Consider the following 16,557-nt stretch of genomic DNA (forward strand, 5'->3'; position numbering starts at 1 on the left):
GGGGCATGTCTCGTCCACTGCCAGAAGCCGCAGGTCAGGCGGTGTGCGGCCGGTTCGACCAGCCACCCATACGGGCCTGTCCGGTGGCCGTCCCAGGGGCCCGGACCTAGCGTCGTACTAAAATTTCCGGCTTGTTACGGAGCTGGACCCGGACAACCCCAGGCAGACCTGCGGGCCCGCCAGCGCCCCGGAGGCTTCCGGGATCGAGACGCGAGGACCGATGGCAGCCATACACGAGAGCAGTGCTCTCGGCCTGCTCGACGAGGAGATCCGCGAGCGGTTCGGGGACACGGCGCGTTTCTCCGGGGGCCCCGCGGCCTCTCCGCGCACGCTCGTCGACATCTTCGACGCGTGCGTGCGCTCCTACCCCGACGAGCCCGCCCTGGACGACGGCACGACGTGCCTCAGCTACCGCGCGCTGGCCGTCGAGGTGGAGCGGCTGCGGCGGCGGCTCGCGGAGGCCGGGGTCGGGCTCGGGGACCGGGTGGGGGTCCGGGTTCCGTCCGGGACCAATGAGCTCTACGTCGCGATTCTCGCCGTACTCGCCGCCGGTGCCGCCTATGTGCCGGTGGACGCCGAGGACCCGGACGAGCGGGCCGAGCTGGTGTTCGGGGAGGCCGAGGTACGGGCCGTCGTCGGGGCCGGGCACGAGCTGACCGTCACCGGGCGCAGCGCGAAGCCCGCCGCACGGCCCGGCGTCGAGCACGACGCGTGGATCATCTTCACCTCCGGGTCGACCGGGAAGCCCAAGGGTGTCGCCGTCAGTCACCGCAGCGCCGCCGCGTTCGTGGACGCCGAGGCCGCGCTGTTCCTGACCGACGAGCCCATCGGTCCGGGTGACAGGGTCATGGCGGGCCTGTCGGTCGCCTTCGACGCGTCCTGCGAGGAGATGTGGCTGGCGTGGCGGTACGGGGCCTGTCTGGTGCCGGTGCCGCGGTCGCAGGTCAGGAGCGGGGCCGATCTCGGGCCCTGGCTGGTGGAGCAGGAGATCACCGTCGTGTCGACGGTGCCGACGCTCGCCGCGCTCTGGGAGCCGGAGACCCTCAACGACGTACGGCTGCTGATCTTCGGCGGTGAGGCCTGCCCGCCCGAGCTGGCGCAGCGGCTGGTCACCGAGGGGCGCGAGGTGTGGAACACCTACGGGCCGACCGAGGCGACCGTCGTGGCCTGTGCGGCGCTGATGACCGGCGAGGAGCCGATCCGGATCGGACTGCCGTTGCGCGGCTGGGAGTTGGCCGTCGTCGACGAGGCCGGGGAGCCCGTACCCATGGGCGCCAGCGGACAGTTGGTGATCGGCGGCGTCGGGCTCGCGCGGTATCTGGACGCCGAGAAGGACGCGGAGAAGTACGCGCCGCTCCCGTCGCTGGGCTGGGAACGGGCGTACCGCAGCGGGGACTTGGTCCGCGCGGACGCCGAGGGACTGGTGTTCCTCGGACGGGCCGACGAGCAGATCAAGCTCGGCGGGCGGCGGATCGAGCTGGGTGAGGTCGACGCGGCGCTGCAGGCGCTGCCGGGTGTCGCCGGAGCCGCGGCGGCCGTACGGACCGCGCGCAGCGGCAATCAGCTGCTCGTCGGGTACGTCGTCACGCAGGACGGCTGGGACCAGGCGACGGCCGTGGAGAAGCTGCGCGCCGAACTGCCCGCCGCGCTGGTGCCGTTGCTCGCGCCGGTCGACGAACTGCCGACGCGGACGAGCGGCAAGGTGGACCGCAACGCCCTGCCCTGGCCGCTGGAGAACCTCGAAACGTCCGGCCCGGCCGAGCAGTTGTACGGCACCGAGGCCTGGCTCGCCGAGCAGTGGGCGGAGGTCCTCGGCATCCCGGTGAGCAGCGCCTCCGACGACTTCTTCGCGATCGGCGGCGGCAGCCTCGCCGCCGCGCAGCTGACCACGCGGCTGCGCACCCGCTACCCGAGCGCGGCCGTCCTGGACATCTACCAGCAGCCGGTGCTGCGGAAGCTGGCCCGCCGGCTGGAGAAGTCGAGGCAGGACGACGGCGGCACGCGGTTCGTCGCGCCGGTGCCCGTGCGCGCGAAGGTGCTGCAGCTCCTGCTGCTGGTGCCGCTGTTCACGCTGCTGGGGCTGCGTTGGACGGTCGTGCTGGCCGCGCTGGGGAACGTGCTGCCGTACGCCTGGCTGCCGACCGCCCCGTGGTGGCTGGTCGCGGCGGGCGCTCTGGTGCTGTTCAGTCCGCCGGGGCGGCTCGCGATCGCGGCGGGCGGGGCCCGGCTGCTGCTGCGGGGTGTGCGGCCGGGGCGGTACGCGCGCGGCGGGAGTGTGCATCTGCGGCTGTGGGCGGCGGAGCGGCTGGCCGAGTTCAGCGGGGCGACCGGGCTGACCGGCGCGTGGCTGGAGCGGTACGCGCGGGCGCTGGGCGCGAAGGTCGGTCCGGACGTCGACCTGCACTCGCTGCCGCCGGTGACCGGCATGCTCAAGCTGGGCCGGGGCGCGGCCGTCGAGTCCGAGGTGGACCTCTCCGGCTGGTGGCTGGACGGCGACCGGCTGGAGATCGGCCAGGTCAAGGTGGGCGCGCACGCGGTCGTCGGGACGCGCAGCATGCTCTTCCCGGGCGCCAGGGTCGGCAAGCGGGCCGAGGTGGCGCCGGGTTCGGCGGTCACCGGGCAGATCCCCACCGGTCAGCGATGGGCGGGCGCGCCCGCGGTCAAGCTGGGCAAGGCCAAGCGCAACTGGCCGAAGGACCGGCCGCGCCGGGGCACGTCCTGGCGGGTGATGTACGGCGTTGCCGGGTTCGGGCTGAGCGCGCTGCCGGTGCTGGCGGGCGCGGCCGCGTTCGCGGTGGGCCGCCTGTTCTTCACGCCGGACGCGCCGCTGACGGGGGCCCTGATCGCCCTCGTACCGGCCACGCTGGCCTTCGGGGCGGCGTACGCGCTGCTGATCCTCGTCGGGGTGCGGCTGCTGAGTCTGGGGCTGCGCGAGGGGACGCATCCGACGCACAGCCGGGTCGGGTGGCAGGCCTGGACGGTGACGCAGCTGATGGACCGGTCGCGGGAGACGCTGTTCCCGCTGTACGCCGGGCTGGTCACGCCGGTGTGGCTGCGGCTGCTCGGGATGCGGATCGGGCGCGGCGCCGAGGTGTCGACCGTGCTCGCGCTGCCCAGCCTGACGACCGTCGGCGAGGGGGCGTTCCTGGCCGACGACACGCTGACCGCGCCGTACGAGCTCGGTGGCGGCTGGATGCGGATCGGGCGGGCCGAGATCGGGCGGCGGGCCTTCCTCGGGAACTCGGGGATGACCGCGCCGGGGCGGTCCGTGCCGGACGGCGGTCTGGTCGGGGTGCTGTCGGCGACGCCGAAGAAGGCCAAGAAGGGCAGCTCCTATCTGGGGCTGCCGCCGGTGAAGCTGCCGCGCAGCACGGCCGACGGCGACCAGAGCCGGACGTACGACCCGCCGGCGCGGCTGCTGTGGGCGCGCGCTCTGGTGGAGCTGTGCCGGATCGTGCCGGTGTTCTGCTCGGCGGCGATCGGGGTGCTGACGGTGGCGGCGCTGTGCGCGCTGGGTGCGTGGGCGCCGGTGCTGTCCGGTGTGGTGCTGCTCGCGGCCGGTGTCGCGGCCGCGCTGCTGTCGATCGTCGCGAAGTGGCTGCTCGTGGGGCGGCACCGCAGCGGGGAGCATCCGCTGTGGAGTTCCTTCGTGTGGCGCAACGAGCTCGCGGACACGTTCGTCGAGGTCGTGGCGGTGCCGTGGCTGGCGGGCTCGGTGCCGGGGACGCCGCTGATGACGGCGTGGCTGCGGGGGCTCGGGGCACGGGTCGGCAAGGGTGTCTGGGTGGAGAGCTACTGGCTGCCGGAGACGGACCTGGTGACCCTGGAGGACGCGGTGACCGTGAACCGGGGCTGTGTGCTCCAGACGCACCTCTTCCACGACCGGATCTTGCGGACGGATACTGTGGTCCTCCGTGAGGGCGCGACGTTGGGTCCTGGCGGGATCGTGCTGCCCGGCAGCACGATCGGGGCCCGTACGACCCTGGGTCCCGCGTCGCTCGTCATGGCCGCGGAGTCCGTGCCGGACGACACCCGTTGGCTCGGCAACCCGATCGAGGCATGGCGACCCTGAGCGCGGGCCACTCGGAGCCCATGGGCGGCGGTCAGAGTGGCAGTACGGCGCAGGGAGTAGACACACCAGTGGCGGTTCAGCAGGCGGCGGGGTCCGACCCGTACTTCCCGGACAACGGTGACGCGCGTTACCGGGTGCACCGGTACGAGCTCACGTTGGACTACCGTCCGGGCCCGAACCGGCTGTCCGGCACGGCCCGGATCAACGGCATAGCGGGACGGTCGCCGCTCTCCGAGTTCTTCCTGAATCTCGCCGACTTCAGGATCGGGCGGGTGCGGGTGGACGGGCGTCAGCCGCACTACACGCACCGCGGCGGCAAGCTGCGCGTCCGCCCGGCCAAGCCGGTGCGGCCGGGCGCGGCCTTCACGGTCGAGGTGCACTGGTCGGGCAACCCCAAGCCGGTCAACAGTCCGTGGGGCGGCCTGGGTTGGGAGGAGCTGGAGGACGGGGCGCTGGTGGCGAGCCAGCCGATCGGGGCGCCGTCCTGGTACCCGTGCAACGACCGGCCCGCGGACAAGGCGTCGTACCAGATCTCGATCACCACGCCGTCGGCGTACGCGGTGGTCGCGGGCGGCAGGCTGCTGACCCGTACGACCAAGGCGTCCACGACGACCTGGGTGTACGAGCAGGCGGCGCCGACCTCCAGCTATCTGGTGGGGCTGGCGATCGGCAAGTTCCAGACGGTGGTGCTGGCCGACCCGGGGCTGGGTGGGGTGCCGCAGCACGGGCACATCCCCGCGCAGCTCCTCCCGCAGTTCTCCCGGGACTTCGCGCGCCAGCCGCAGATGATGCACGTCTTCCAGCAGCTGTTCGGGCCGTATCCCTTCGACGAGTACGCGGTCGTGGTGACGGAGGAGGAGCTCGATGTGCCGGTGGAGGCCCAGGGCTTGTCGCTCTTCGGGTCCAACCACGTGGACGGGGCGCGGAGTTCGGAGCGGCTGGTGGCGCACGAGCTGGCGCACCAGTGGTTCGGCAACAGTGTCTCGATCGCCGACTGGCGGCACATCTGGCTCAACGAGGGGTTCGCGAAGTACGCGGAGTGGCTGTGGTCGGAGCGTTCGGGCGGCCGTGGTGCCCAGCAACTCGCCGCCGCCGCGCACCGGTTGCTGTCGGGGCTGCCGCAGGACCTGCGGCTGGCGGACCCGGGCCGCAAGTCGATGTTCGACGACCGGCTCTACGAACGCGGCGGGCTGACCGTGCACGCGGTGCGCTGCGCGATGGGCGACGACGCCTTCTTCCGGATGCTGCGCGGCTGGGCCGGGCTGCACCGGGGCGGGGCGGTGACGACCCAGACGTTCACCGCGCATGTGGCGCGGTTCGCGCCCGAGCCGCTGGACGACGTCTTCGACGCGTGGGTGTACGGGGCGGCGCTGCCGCCGCTGCCGATGCCTCGGACGCGGGCGGCGGGCTGAGAATGGCTGCCATGAACGCGCGTTCCTGCCCTTGCGGCCTGCCCAAGTCCTACGCCGAGTGCTGCGGCCGGTACCACTCCGGTGCCGCCGCCGCCCCGACCGCCGAGGCGCTCATGCGGTCGCGGTACAGCGCCTTCGTGCGGCAGGACGCGGCCTATCTGCTGCGGACCTGGCATCCGCGGACGCGGCCGGCGCGGCTCGACCTCGATCCGGGGATGCGGTGGACGGGGCTGGAGATCCTGGGCACGGGGGACGGGTCCGCGTTCCACAGCACCGGGACCGTGGAGTTCCGGGCGTCCTACCGGGGCGGCTCGCTGCACGAGCGCAGCCGGTTCGAGCGGGTGGACGGGGCGTGGGTGTACGTCGACGGGGAGTTCCCCGCCCAGAACTAAGGCGCGAGGATGTCCAGCTCCTGGAGCGCGCCCACCGTGATCTCGCGGGTCAGCTCCTCCGCTCGTACCGCGTCGCCCTCGCGGACCGCCTCCGCGACCTGGACGTGCAGGGTGACCGCGGCCGGGTCGGGGTCCTCGAACATGACCTCGTGGTGCGTACGGCCCGCGAGGACCTCGGCCACGACGTCGCCGAGACGGGCGAACATCTCGTTGCCCGAGGCCGTGAGGATCACCCGGTGGAAGGCCATGTCATGGACCAGATAGCCCTCCAGCTGGTGGCCGCGTGAGTGGGCGACCATGCCCAGGGCGCACTTGGTGAGTTCGGCGCACTGCTCCGCCGTGGCGTGCTTGGCCGCCAGGCCCGCCGCGACCGGTTCGATCGCGGAGCGCAGGACCGTCAGCGAGCGCAGCTGCTGGGGGCGGTCGGCGCCGGCCAGGCGCCAGCGGATGACCTGAGGGTCGTACACGTTCCACTCGTACTTGGGGCGGACCGTCACACCCACGCGGCGGCGGGACTCGACCAGGTGCATGGACTCCAGCACGCGGACCGCCTCGCGCATCACCGACCGCGAGACCTCGAACTGCTGTGCCAGTTCGTCGGTGCGCAGAACGCTGCCCGGCGGGTACTCACCCGCGGTGATCGCAGGTCCGAGGGTGTCCAGTACTTGGCCGTGCAGCCCCCGGCCCGGTGTGCTCATGCACTCAGCGTACGGGGCATGTCACGGGAACAAAAAGTCAGACTTATTTGTCACAGACTCTTGAATTCGTCGTACCTAATGAGTTTCAGTGTCGTCGACGCCCGAGGGCGTCGACCTGTCGAAGAAGACAACGGACAGTGAGGCAGTGATGAACACCCCCCATGTCGTCGTGGTGATGGGCGTCGCGGGCACCGGCAAGACCACGATCGGTCCGCTGCTCGCCGCTCGGCTCGGCGTCCCGTACGCCGAGGGCGACGACTTCCACCCGCCGGCCAACATCGCCAAGATGTCGGCCGGTACTCCGCTCACCGACGACGACCGGTGGCCGTGGCTGGACGCCATCGGCGACTGGGCGCACGGGCGGGCGGGGCTCGGCGGGGTGGTCAGCTGCTCGGCGCTGAAGCGGTCGTACCGCGACCGGCTGCGCGCCGCCGCTCCCGGTGTCGTGTTCGTGCACCTCGCGGGCGACCGCGCCCTCATCGAGGACCGCATGTCCCATCGGCAGGGGCACTTCATGCCGACCGCCCTGCTCGACTCGCAGTTCGCCACCCTCCAGCCGCTCCAGGAGGACGAGCCGGGTGTCGTGGTGGACGTGGCCGGCAGCCCCGAGGAGATCACCGGACGGGCCGCCAAGGCGCTCGCCGCGCTCTCGTAACTCGCCTCCTCCCCTCCCCATCCCCGTACCTGCAAGGGAACCCCCGTGACCAGACTCAGCGTCGAGATACTGGCAGCGGACCCCGTCGAGCCCATCACCTCGGCCGGTCACGCTCAGCTGGGCATCGCCGTCCTGGCGGGCATCGCCGTCATCGTCCTGCTCATCACGCAGTTCAAGCTCCACGCCTTCCTGTCGCTGACCATCGGCTCGCTCGCGCTGGGCGCGTTCGCCGGGGCGCCGCTCGACAAGGTCATCACCAGCTTCACCGGCGGTCTCGGCACCACCGTCGCCGGTGTGGGCGTGCTGATCGCGCTGGGCGCGATCCTCGGCAAGATGCTCGCCGACTCCGGCGGCGCCGACCAGATCGTCGACACGATCCTCGCCAAGGCGGGCGGCCGGTCGATGCCGTGGGCCATGGTGCTCATCGCCTCGGTGATCGGTCTGCCGCTGTTCTTCGAGGTCGGCGTCGTCCTGCTGATCCCGGTCGTGCTCATGGTCGCCAAGCGCGGCAACTACTCGCTGATGCGCATCGGCATCCCGGCGCTCGCCGGTCTGTCCGTGATGCACGGCCTGGTCCCGCCGCACCCCGGCCCGCTGGTCGCGATCGACGCGGTCAAGGCCAACCTGGGCGTCACGCTCGCGCTCGGCGTCCTCGTCGCCATCCCGACGGTGATCATCGCCGGTCCGCTGTTCTCCCGGTACGCCGCCCGCTGGGTGGACGTCCAGGCCCCGGACCGCATGATTCCGCAGCGTGTCTCCGAGGACCTGGAGAAGCGTCCCGGCTTCGGCCCGACGCTGGCGACGATCCTGCTCCCCGTCGTCCTGATGCTCTCCAAGGCGCTGGTCGACATCATGATCGACGACCCCGAGAACACCACGCAGCGGGTCTTCGACGTCATCGGTTCGCCGCTGATCGCCCTGCTCGCCTCCGTGCTCGTCGGCATCTTCACGCTGCTGCGGCCCGCCGGGTTCGGCAAGGAGCGGCTGACGCCGCTGGTCGAGAAGGGGCTCGCGCCCATCGCGGGCATCCTGCTGATCGTCGGCGCGGGCGGCGGCTTCAAGCAGACGCTGATCGACACCGGCGTGGGCCAGATGATCCTGGACATCTCCAAGGACTGGTCGATCCCGGCGCTGCTGCTGGCCTGGCTGATCGCGGTGGCGATCCGGCTCGCGACCGGTTCGGCGACGGTGGCCACGGTCTCCGCGGCCGGTCTGGTGGCCCCGCTGGCCGCCGACATGTCGACGACCCACACGGCCCTGCTGGTCCTCGCCATCGGCGCCGGCTCGCTCTTCTTCAGCCATGTCAACGACGCCGGGTTCTGGCTGGTCAAGGAGTACTTCGGCCTGAACGTCGGCCAGACCATCAAGACCTGGTCGGTGATGGAGACAATCATCTCGGTGGTCGCGGGCGGTCTGGTGCTGCTGCTCTCGCTGGTCATCTAGCGGTACGTACGACATCGCTGTCACCGGCTTCCGTATCGGGCGCCGATGGACCGATGATGGTAGGCCCCTGGGCGCCGGCCCCAGGGGCCTACCGTCGTCGTGGGGGGCGTCATGGCGGTTTCCCTCGGGATGCGTGTCTCGGGGCTGCTCCTGGCCGGAGCGGTGGCGGTGGCCGCCGCGGCCTTCACCGGGGGCGGGAGGGACACGCCGGACAGGGGGTACGGAGGCGGCGGAATCGTCACCGCCGGTCCGTCGAGCCCCACTCCCACGGGACACCGGGCGACACCGCTGCCCTCCCCCGGCCCGGCCCGACCCTCGCCCGACGGCCACGCGCACACTCCGCACGTCACCGACAGCCCGGAAGGTCCCCGTAACTCCAGCCCCTCCCCCTCCCCTTCGCCCGGCAACCGGCTTCTCCAGAGCCCGCCATGGCTGCCGCCCGGCCCCGGCTCGCCGAACACCGACGGCATCGCGGACCCGTCCAGCGGATACGACCGGCTGCGTGCCCCCGCCGAGTGCCGGGCCGTCCTCGACGGCATCCCCGCCGCGTCGGCCGACCCGGAGTGGCGGCTGCTGCGCGGCCTCGCCTCGGCCTGTCTCGCCGTGCAGGGCAAGGGCGGCAGCTGGGCGTCGGCGGCCGAGGAGTACACCGCGCTCGCCGGGCGGGCCGACACCTGCAAGGGGCGGGCCGCGTACACCGTGCTCGGCGGACTGCTCGACTTCCACCGGCGGCACCCCTCCGGCACCGTACGGCTGGAGGCCTCCTCCGGGGGCGCTGCCGCCTGCGCCTACCGGCTGTCCGGTGTCGACACCGGTGGTGACGGCGAGGCGCTGCCCGGCGAGACGGTGGCGGTCGAGCTGACCGGCGTCTACTTCGACCCGGCGGAACTGCTGCGGGACGGGCGGGTGCTGGTCGACGGGCGGCTGCCGGACGCACCGCCGGTGCTGGGCTCGGCGGAGGGTGACCGGGTGGTGCTGGACGTGGTGGTGCCCGCGCTCGACCCGGGCGGGCTGCCCAAGAAGGCCGACGTGGCCGTCCAGTTCGGGGGCGTGGAGGTGCGGGCGGAGGGCGCCTTCACCGTCGTGGCGCCCGATGTGGCGGCGACACCGAGCGGGTCAGCGACGCCACAGGAGGTGCTCCCGTTCGGCCCACTGACCCGGTCAGCGACGCCACAGGGAGTGCTCCCGTTCGGCCCACTCCCGGCTGACCAGCCCCGTCCGCAGTCCGCGGCGGGCCTCCGGGTCGCCCAGGGCCATGCCGATGTGGCCGGCGAGGACGATGCCGATCGTCAGGGCCAGCCAGTCGTGGACGAAGGTCGCGCTGGTGCGCCACTGGATCGGGGTGAGGTGGGTGAACCACATCAGCAGGCCCGTGCCGAGCATGACCAGGGAGGCGCCGGCGATCCAGGACGCGTAGATCTTCTGCCCGGCGTTGAACTTGCCCGCCGGGCGTGACGAGGGCCGTTTGTCGCGGTGCAGGGCCGCGCGGAGCCACACGCGGTCGTGCGGGCCGAAGCGGTTGAGGAAGCCCAGGTCGGCGCGGAAGGCGCGGGAGGCGAGGCCCGCCAGGACGGGGACCGGCAGGGCGAGGCCCGCCCACTCGTGGATGCGGACGACCAGCTCGCGGCGGCCCACGAGTTCGGCGAACTGGGGGATGTAGAGGCAGGCCGCGGTGGCCACGCAGACGCCCATCAGGGCGGCCGTGGTGCGGTGCACCCAGCGCTGGGAGCGGCCGAAGCGGCGGATCCGGGTCTCGGGCGGGGCGTCAGCTCGTAGGGTCATCGTCCCGTCCGTTCGAACGGCCCACCCAGGCGTCGACGTCGTAGCCGCGGCCCTCCCAGTAGCCGGGCTCCACATCCTCGGTGACGGTGATGCCGGAGAGCCACTTGGCGGACTTGTAGAAGTACATGGGGGCCACGTACAGGCGGACCGGGCCGCCGTGGGAGTGGCCGATGTCCTTGTCCTGCATGCGCAGGGCGACCAGGACGTCGGCGCGGCGGGCCTGGTCGAGGGTGAGGCTCTCGGTGTAGGTGCCGTCGAAGCACGAGAAGCGGATCGCGGTGCCCTCGGCCCGTACGCCGGCGGCGTCGAGCAGATGGGACAGGCGTACGCCCTCGAACGGGGTGTCGGGGACCCGCCAGCCGGTGACGCACTGGACGTCCTTGACCATCCGGGTCTGCGGCATCGCGCGCAGGTCGTTGAGTGTGTACGTCGCCGGGCGGTCGACGAGGCCGTCGATGCGCAGACGATAGTTCGCGGCGTTCTTGTGGGGGACGGAGGAGGCGACCGAGTAGTAGCGGAAGCCGCCGCCGTTGGGGAGCAGGCCGGTGAGGCCGGTGGGGTCCTTGTCGGCGGCGCTGCCGAGGAAGGCCTCCAGGCCGCGTTGCAGGGTGGGCGCGGTGACCACGCCCAGGGCGCCGAGGCCGAGGGTGCCGAGGAGGACGCGGCGGCCGACGGGGCGGCCGGTCGACTCGGGGTGCGGGCCGTCCGCCTCGGGTTGTCCGGGATTCACGTACTCATTCGAACACCCGCGGGCCCTGGCGGACCAGGGTTCGCGGGTGCCCGTCAGATTTCCGTAACCACTTCTTACGACTGCGCCGCCTTGTCCAGCTGGAAGGCCTCGTTGCCCAGGCCGATGCGGGCATGGGCCTCCGGCGAGCGGGAACGCAGGTACAGGCCCTGGACGAGGCCCACGATCACGGACGCGCCGATGATGCCGGGCAGCAGCCAGCTCAGGGAGGAGTCGGGGCCCGCGCCGACGAGGACGTCGAAGTCCTTCACCGTGTAGCCGGCGATGACGAGCAGGGCGATCCCGGCGATCACGGAGGTGACCAGCCGCCAGACCTGGGCGCCGGCGGCGCCGCGGCGGGCGAAGAACACGACGACCGAGAAGGAGGCCGCGGCCATCAGCAGGATCACACCGAGGGCGCCGATGTTGCCGCCCCAGGTGAACAGGTGCAGGACGGGCTCGGTCGGGTCGCCGGTCGGCTTGTCGTCGGCGATCGCGAAGGCGATCACGATCACCGCGGAGACGGCGGTCTGGAGGAGCGAGCCGGTGCCGGGGGCGCCGCTCGATCCCGTCGTACGGCCGAAGGCGGGCGGCAGCAGGCCCTCGCGGCCCATGGCGAAGGCGTAGCGGGCGACGACGTTGTGGAAGCTGAGCAGGGCCGCGAACATGCCGGTCACGAAGAGGAAGTGCAGCACGTCGGTGAAGGTGGTGCCGAGGCGGTCCTCGGTGAGGCCGAAGAGCAGTCCCGCGCTCTGCTTCTGGGCCTCGCCGACGATGGCCGAGGGTCCGGTGGCCACGGTGAGGGCCCAGCTGCTGAGCGCGAAGAACACGGCGACGCCGCCGACGGCGAGGAACATCGCGCGCGGGACGAGCACATGCGGGCGGCTGGTCTCCTCGGCGTAGACGGGCGCCTGCTCGAAGCCGGTGAAGGCGGCGATGCAGAAGCACAGGGCGGTGCCGACGCCGGCGCCGGAGAGGGTGTCCGGGTTGAAGGCGTGCAGGGACAGGCCTTCCTTGGCGGGGTCGGCGACGGCGGCGATGTCGAAGATGACGACCAGGGCCACCTCGATGACCAGCAGCACGCCGAGCACCTTGGCGTTGACGTCGATCTTCAGCCAGCCCAGCGCGCCGACGGCGGCCACGGCCGCGAGCGCCGGTATCCACCAGGCGACTTCAAGGTCGGCGTAGGTGGAGAAGAGGCCGGAGACCTCGAAGCCGAAGATGCCGTAGATGCCGACCTGGAGGGCGTTGTAGGCGACGAGGGCGACGAGGGCCGCGCTCGCGCCGGCGGTGCCGCCGAGGCCGCGGGAGATGTAGGCGTAGAAGGCGCCCGCGTTGTGGACGTGCCGGCTCATCTCGGCGTAGCCGACGCTGAAGAGGATCAGGATGACGCCGAGGGCGACGAAGAGCAGCGGCTGTCCGACGATGCCCATCACCGCGAATGTGGTGGGCATGACACCCGCGACCACCATGAGGGGGGCGGTCGCGGCCAGGAGGGAGAGCAGCAGGCCGCCGATGCCGAGGCGGTCGGCGCGCAGGGCCCGTTCCTCGCCCTTGTACGTACTGATGCCGTCGCCGGCGCTGGCTCTGCTCGTGGTCATCGGGACCGTCCTTAGCTGGGTTCGGGGGCGTTACACCGTGCCGAGCGCGTGGTCGCGGGCGGCGCGGAAGGCGGGGTAGGGGTCCCGGTCGGGGTACGACCAGGGGGCCGGGGTGGGGTGCTCGCCGATGCGGTGGAAGAGGGCGGCGGCCTCGGCACCGCGGCCCTCGCAGACCTTGGCGTGGGCGAGGAAGTTGAGGTCGACGAGGCGGCGCGGGTGGCCTTCGTGCTCCCACTCCAGCCACCAGTCGAAGGCCGACTTCATCACCTGGCGGGCCCGGCGGCCGACCCAGTGGCCGGAGGCGGCCGGGTCGGCCGGCTCGTGTCCCGCGGCGGCGAGGACGCGGTAGCGCTCGGCGTGCGCGATGACCGGGAGGATGGCGAGCGGCGAGTCGGCGGGGGCCTGTTCGGCGGCCCAGTTGGCGAAGTCGTAGACCTCGTGGAGCGGGTCCGGGCCGGCGGCGGCGCGGTGCTCGGCGAGGCGGGCGACCATCAGGTGGTGGGCGTGGTGGTGGTCGGCGAAGCGCACGCGGATCTGCTCGAAGAGGCGGACCGCGTTCTCGGCGGCGGTCGAGCCCTGCTCCAGCAGGAGCATGCCTAACCAGGGTGTGGGGTCGGCGGGCACCCGGTCGGCCGCGGTACGGCAGGCCTCGCGGGCGCGGTCGGTCTTCTCCTTGCCGCGCAGGGCACGCTGGACCTGGGCGAGGGCGAGCAGGACGGCGGCGTCGGCGGACTCGGGCTCGGCCAGTAGCCAGTCGCGGGCCCAGGCGGCGCTGTACGGCTCCATGGCGAGGACGGTCACGCGGTGGCCGCGCAGGTCCCACTCGTCGCCCGTGTGGGCGAGCAGGGTGCGGGCGGCCTGCCAGCGGCCCTGGGCCAAGGCGGCGCGGGCGGCGACGAGTTCGGCGTCGTCGAGGGCGGCGTCGAAGGCCTGAGCCGCGCGTCGGCGGCTGCGGCCGAGGGGAGGCGGGGGTGGTGACACCGCGGAGACTTCCTCGTGCGACGTGACTCGACGTCGGCTGTTGGGCAGGGGCGATGACCCACGGGGCCGACCAACGGAGTTGATCATCAAGGCGTGGGCAAATGGTCACGGACAGCAAACCCTCAGCCAACGGTTCCCGTCAAGGTCGAAACGGGTGTTACACGCGTCAACTTGTGGGTCTCGTGGGGTAGTTGTGAATGTTGACCGTACATCTCCGCACCCGGGCCCGGCATGAATGTGGCGCAGGCCATGGCGTCGGCCGCCCAGGGCGCTCACCATGGCGGAAAGGGACGTGCACCTCGGTGCGGGTCCGAGTCAACCGCCCGGATCCGGGTACTCCCGGGAGCAGGCCGGGCCCAACGGCGCTACAGTCGGGCCTCTCCCCACCCCGTGGCCCGGCCGAGTGATCGAGGTAGGCAGCGTGTCGGTTCTGGTTCTGGTTCTCGCCGTGAGCGCGGCCTGCTGCCTGGGCATCGGCTTTGTCCTCCAGCAGAACGCGGCTCAGCGGGCACCCCTGAACGACTTCCTCTCACCCCGGCTGCTCCTCGACCTCGTGCGGATGCCCCGCTGGCTCGGCGGCATCGGCCTGATGGTGGCGGGCATGGTCCTCGGCGCGATCGCGCTGGGCCAGGGCGAGATCTCCCTGGTCGAACCCCTGCTCGCGACCAACCTCCTCTTCGCCATGGCCCTCTCCCGGCACCAGACCAAGCAGCCGCTGGGCCGGCAGGGCTGGGCGGGTCTGCTGCTCCTCGCGGGCGGGGTGACGGCGTTCATCATGGCGGGCGAGCCGCGCGGCGGCTCCGCGGTGACCGACCCCTTCCGGCACTGGCTGATCATCGGCGCCATGATCGGGTTCGCGCTGCTGTTGACGACGTACGCCAAGCGCTCGCGGCTGAGCTCGGGACCGGCCCTGCTGGCGGTGGCCGCCGGACTCCTCTACGGCGTCCAGGACGCCCTCACCCGGGTGACCGGCCAGCGCTTCTCCGAGGGCGGCCTCATGGAGGTCCTCACCGGCTGGCAGCCGTACGCCGTCCTCGCGCTCGGCGTGACCGGCCTGGTCCTCGTCCAGAGCGCCTTCGAGACGGCCTCGCTGCGGATGTCCCTGCCCGCCCTCACCGCCGCCCAGCCGCTCGCCGGGATCATCTGCGGCGTCGGCTTCCTCGGCGACCGGCTGCGCACCGACACCGGGGCACTGGCGTGGGAGGCGGTGGGGCTTGCGGCGGTTGTCGTGGGCATCGTGCTGCTCGGGATGCATCCGGCCATGCCGTGTGGGGCCGGGGAGGGTGTTCGGGCTCGGAGGCTTCAGCCGAACTGAGGCGACCATTCGCCGTTGGGGTGCGGAGAGGTGTGTCGGCTGCGGGTTTGTGGGGGCTGGGCGCGCCCCGCGGCGGAGCCGCTGATCGACACAGCCCCGCGCCCCTGGGGGCGTTGCCCCCAGGCGGCTCGGAAAGGCCAGGCTGCTTGGATGGGACCCATGAGCGCTGCTGACGAGATCCTCGACATCGTCGACGAGCACGACCAAGTCGTCGGGCAGGTCCCGCGCGGTGAGGCCTACGCCCGTGGGTTGCGGCACCGCTGCGTCTTCATCCAGGCGCGGGACGCGGACGGTCGGCTCTTCGTGCATCGCCGTACCCCGACCAAGCTGGTCTTCCCCTCGCTGTACGACATGTGGGTCGGCGGCGTGGTCGGCGCGGGCGAGTCCTACGACGACGCGGCACTGCGCGAGGCCGAGGAGGAGCTGGGCGTCAGCGGGCTGCCGGAGCCGGCCTTCCTCTTCAAGTTCCTGTACGACGACGGGGCCGGGCAGAGCTGGTGGTCGGCGGTGTACGAGGTCCGCTGCGAGCTTCCGGTCAGTCCGCAGGTGGAGGAGGTCGCCTGGCACGACTTCCTGACGGAGGACGAGGTGGAGCGGCGGCTCACCGAGTGGAAGTGGGTGCCGGACGGGCTGGACGCCTACGCGCGGCTGCGGGTTCACCGGGCGGCCGGCTGACCCCCCAGGGCGTTCGCCAGGGCGTGGGCCTGGGACGCGGTGAGGCGTGAGCCGAGCGGTGCCGCGCGCGGGCTGTGGCGACCGTCGCAGACGGCGAGCGGGCTCGGCTCGGTGGGGGTGCCGCCACTGAGCGGGCTCTGGCCCTGGAACGTCCAGGTGGGCCCGTCCCAGAAGTCGTGGTCCAGCAGCCGCTCGGCCACCTCGGGCGCCGCCTCGGGAGCCACGCCCACGGCCCGGAGCGCCACGGATATCCGCTCCACGGCCGCCGCGACCGGCACGTCCGCGTCGCCGAAGGCGGGCAGCAGCAGGAGCAGACGCCGGTCCGCGTCCCGTACGCCCTCGCCCCCGTCCGGCGCCGACCCGGCCACGGCCAGCAGCTCCGGCCAGGACAGGCCCGGTCCGCTGAAATGCCCGTCGATGGCGGCCAGATCGGCGTGTCGGTCCCAGTCGGGGTGCGTGATCAGATAGTCCGTGCCGGACTCGCCCGGGAAGTTCCGGTGGACGATCCACAGCACATGTCCGCCGGCGAGCGGAACGCGGAACGCCGGCCAGACCTCCTCCCGCCCGTAGAGAACCTCGGCCGCCTCGTCGACGTCCGCCGTGTCGGCGCCGAAGACCTCGGGGTCCGCCGCGAACTCGTCCCAGACCGGTGCGTAGAACACCGGCCAGAACCCCGGCAGGTCGAGCAGGTGCTCGGCGGGGGCGATGCCATGACCGGGCGCCGCGTACCCGGCGAGCGGCGAGGGAAGATCCATGCCCCGAACCGTAGCGACCGCCACTGACAACGCCCCCGTCCCCGCCCGG

13 protein-coding genes are annotated in these 16,557 nt (G+C 72.5%); 7 read left to right on the forward strand and 6 right to left on the reverse strand.

The window, feature by feature from the left end:
• Window positions 1-220: 220 nt before the first annotated feature.
• The 3 genes from CRP56_RS08670 to CRP56_RS08680 all read left to right on the forward strand — a co-directional run bounded on the left by CRP56_RS08670 (window position 221) and on the right by CRP56_RS08680 (window position 5,876).
• On the forward strand, window positions 221-4,072 hold the full coding sequence (locus CRP56_RS08670) for a Pls/PosA family non-ribosomal peptide synthetase (protein ID WP_097261879.1): 3,852 nt from the start codon (window positions 221-223) through the stop codon (window positions 4,070-4,072).
• Window positions 4,073-4,140: 68 nt separating this feature from the next.
• The gene (locus tag CRP56_RS08675; RefSeq protein ID WP_097261882.1) at window positions 4,141-5,484 is read left to right on the forward strand and encodes a M1 family metallopeptidase; all 1,344 of its coding nucleotides are present in this window, start codon (window positions 4,141-4,143) and stop codon (window positions 5,482-5,484) included.
• An 11-nt stretch (window positions 5,485-5,495) separates the two neighbouring features.
• The gene (locus tag CRP56_RS08680) at window positions 5,496-5,876 is read left to right on the forward strand and encodes a YchJ family protein (RefSeq protein WP_097261884.1); all 381 of its coding nucleotides are present in this window, start codon (window positions 5,496-5,498) and stop codon (window positions 5,874-5,876) included.
• Here CRP56_RS08680 and CRP56_RS08685 read toward each other — a convergent pair.
• Window positions 5,873-6,574: a FadR/GntR family transcriptional regulator gene (locus CRP56_RS08685; RefSeq protein ID WP_097261886.1), complete on the reverse strand. Its 702-nt coding sequence runs from the start codon at window positions 6,572-6,574 to the stop codon at window positions 5,873-5,875. The genes CRP56_RS08680 and CRP56_RS08685 overlap by 4 nt on opposite strands.
• Before the next feature lie 148 nt (window positions 6,575-6,722).
• Between CRP56_RS08685 and CRP56_RS08690 the strand changes: the two genes are divergently transcribed.
• Both CRP56_RS08690 and CRP56_RS08695 read left to right on the forward strand, forming a co-directional pair.
• On the forward strand, window positions 6,723-7,229 hold the full coding sequence (locus CRP56_RS08690) for a gluconokinase (protein ID WP_097273852.1): 507 nt from the start codon (window positions 6,723-6,725) through the stop codon (window positions 7,227-7,229).
• A 45-nt stretch (window positions 7,230-7,274) separates the two neighbouring features.
• Window positions 7,275-8,672 carry a GntP family permease gene (locus CRP56_RS08695; protein WP_097261888.1) on the forward strand — a complete coding sequence of 466 codons (1,398 nt, stop codon included), beginning with the start codon at window positions 7,275-7,277 and terminating at the stop codon, window positions 8,670-8,672.
• Window positions 8,673-9,833: 1,161 nt separating this feature from the next.
• Here CRP56_RS08695 and CRP56_RS08705 read toward each other — a convergent pair.
• From CRP56_RS08705 to CRP56_RS08720, 4 genes are all read right to left on the reverse strand, one after another.
• Window positions 9,834-10,454 carry a cytochrome b/b6 domain-containing protein gene (locus CRP56_RS08705; protein WP_097261893.1) on the reverse strand — a complete coding sequence of 207 codons (621 nt, stop codon included), beginning with the start codon at window positions 10,452-10,454 and terminating at the stop codon, window positions 9,834-9,836.
• Entirely contained in the window at window positions 10,438-11,184 is a 747-nt protein-coding gene (locus CRP56_RS08710) for a molybdopterin-dependent oxidoreductase (protein WP_097261895.1), read from the reverse strand. Before CRP56_RS08710 ends, CRP56_RS08705 begins: the two co-directional genes overlap by 17 nt.
• 74 nt (window positions 11,185-11,258) lie before the next feature.
• Window positions 11,259-12,782 carry an APC family permease gene (locus CRP56_RS08715; protein ID WP_097261897.1) on the reverse strand — a complete coding sequence of 508 codons (1,524 nt, stop codon included), beginning with the start codon at window positions 12,780-12,782 and terminating at the stop codon, window positions 11,259-11,261.
• Between the two features lie 30 nt (window positions 12,783-12,812).
• Window positions 12,813-13,763: a hypothetical protein gene (locus CRP56_RS08720; RefSeq protein WP_097261900.1), complete on the reverse strand. Its 951-nt coding sequence runs from the start codon at window positions 13,761-13,763 to the stop codon at window positions 12,813-12,815.
• Window positions 13,764-14,184: 421 nt separating this feature from the next.
• Here CRP56_RS08720 and CRP56_RS08725 point away from each other — a divergent pair, with 421 nt between their 5' ends.
• Together CRP56_RS08725 and CRP56_RS08730 are read left to right on the forward strand one after the other, a co-directional pair.
• Entirely contained in the window at window positions 14,185-15,078 is an 894-nt protein-coding gene (locus CRP56_RS08725; RefSeq protein ID WP_097261902.1) for a DMT family transporter, read from the forward strand.
• Window positions 15,079-15,237: 159 nt separating this feature from the next.
• Entirely contained in the window at window positions 15,238-15,753 is a 516-nt protein-coding gene (locus tag CRP56_RS08730; protein WP_097261905.1) for an NUDIX hydrolase, read from the forward strand.
• Here CRP56_RS08730 and CRP56_RS08735 read toward each other — a convergent pair.
• Window positions 15,735-16,508 (reverse strand): hypothetical protein, encoded by a 774-nt coding sequence (locus CRP56_RS08735; protein ID WP_097261907.1) that lies wholly within the window; start codon window positions 16,506-16,508, stop codon window positions 15,735-15,737. The genes CRP56_RS08730 and CRP56_RS08735 overlap by 19 nt on opposite strands.
• Between the last annotated feature and the right edge of the window lie 49 nt (window positions 16,509-16,557).

Origin of the sequence: Streptomyces sp. TLI_55 (assembly GCF_900206255.1) — a bacterium.
Taxonomy (GTDB): domain Bacteria; phylum Actinomycetota; class Actinomycetes; order Streptomycetales; family Streptomycetaceae; genus Streptomyces; species Streptomyces aquilus.

What these genes read in the sequence shown, in the direction of transcription:
- CRP56_RS08670 (WP_097261879.1), top strand. Translation starts at nt 221, where the DNA reads ATGGCAGCCATACACGAGAGCAGTGCTCTCGGCCTGCTCGACGAGGAG.
- CRP56_RS08680 (WP_097261884.1), top strand. Translation starts at nt 5,496, where the DNA reads ATGAACGCGCGTTCCTGCCCTTGCGGCCTGCCCAAGTCCTACGCCGAG.
- CRP56_RS08685 (WP_097261886.1), bottom strand. Translation starts at nt 6,574, where the DNA reads ATGAGCACACCGGGCCGGGGGCTGCACGGCCAAGTACTGGACACCCTC.
- CRP56_RS08690 (WP_097273852.1), top strand. Translation starts at nt 6,723, where the DNA reads ATGAACACCCCCCATGTCGTCGTGGTGATGGGCGTCGCGGGCACCGGC.
- CRP56_RS08705 (WP_097261893.1), bottom strand. Translation starts at nt 10,454, where the DNA reads ATGACCCTACGAGCTGACGCCCCGCCCGAGACCCGGATCCGCCGCTTC.
- CRP56_RS08715 (WP_097261897.1), bottom strand. Translation starts at nt 12,782, where the DNA reads ATGACCACGAGCAGAGCCAGCGCCGGCGACGGCATCAGTACGTACAAG.
- CRP56_RS08730 (WP_097261905.1), top strand. Translation starts at nt 15,238, where the DNA reads ATGAGCGCTGCTGACGAGATCCTCGACATCGTCGACGAGCACGACCAA.
- CRP56_RS08735 (WP_097261907.1), bottom strand. Translation starts at nt 16,508, where the DNA reads ATGGATCTTCCCTCGCCGCTCGCCGGGTACGCGGCGCCCGGTCATGGC.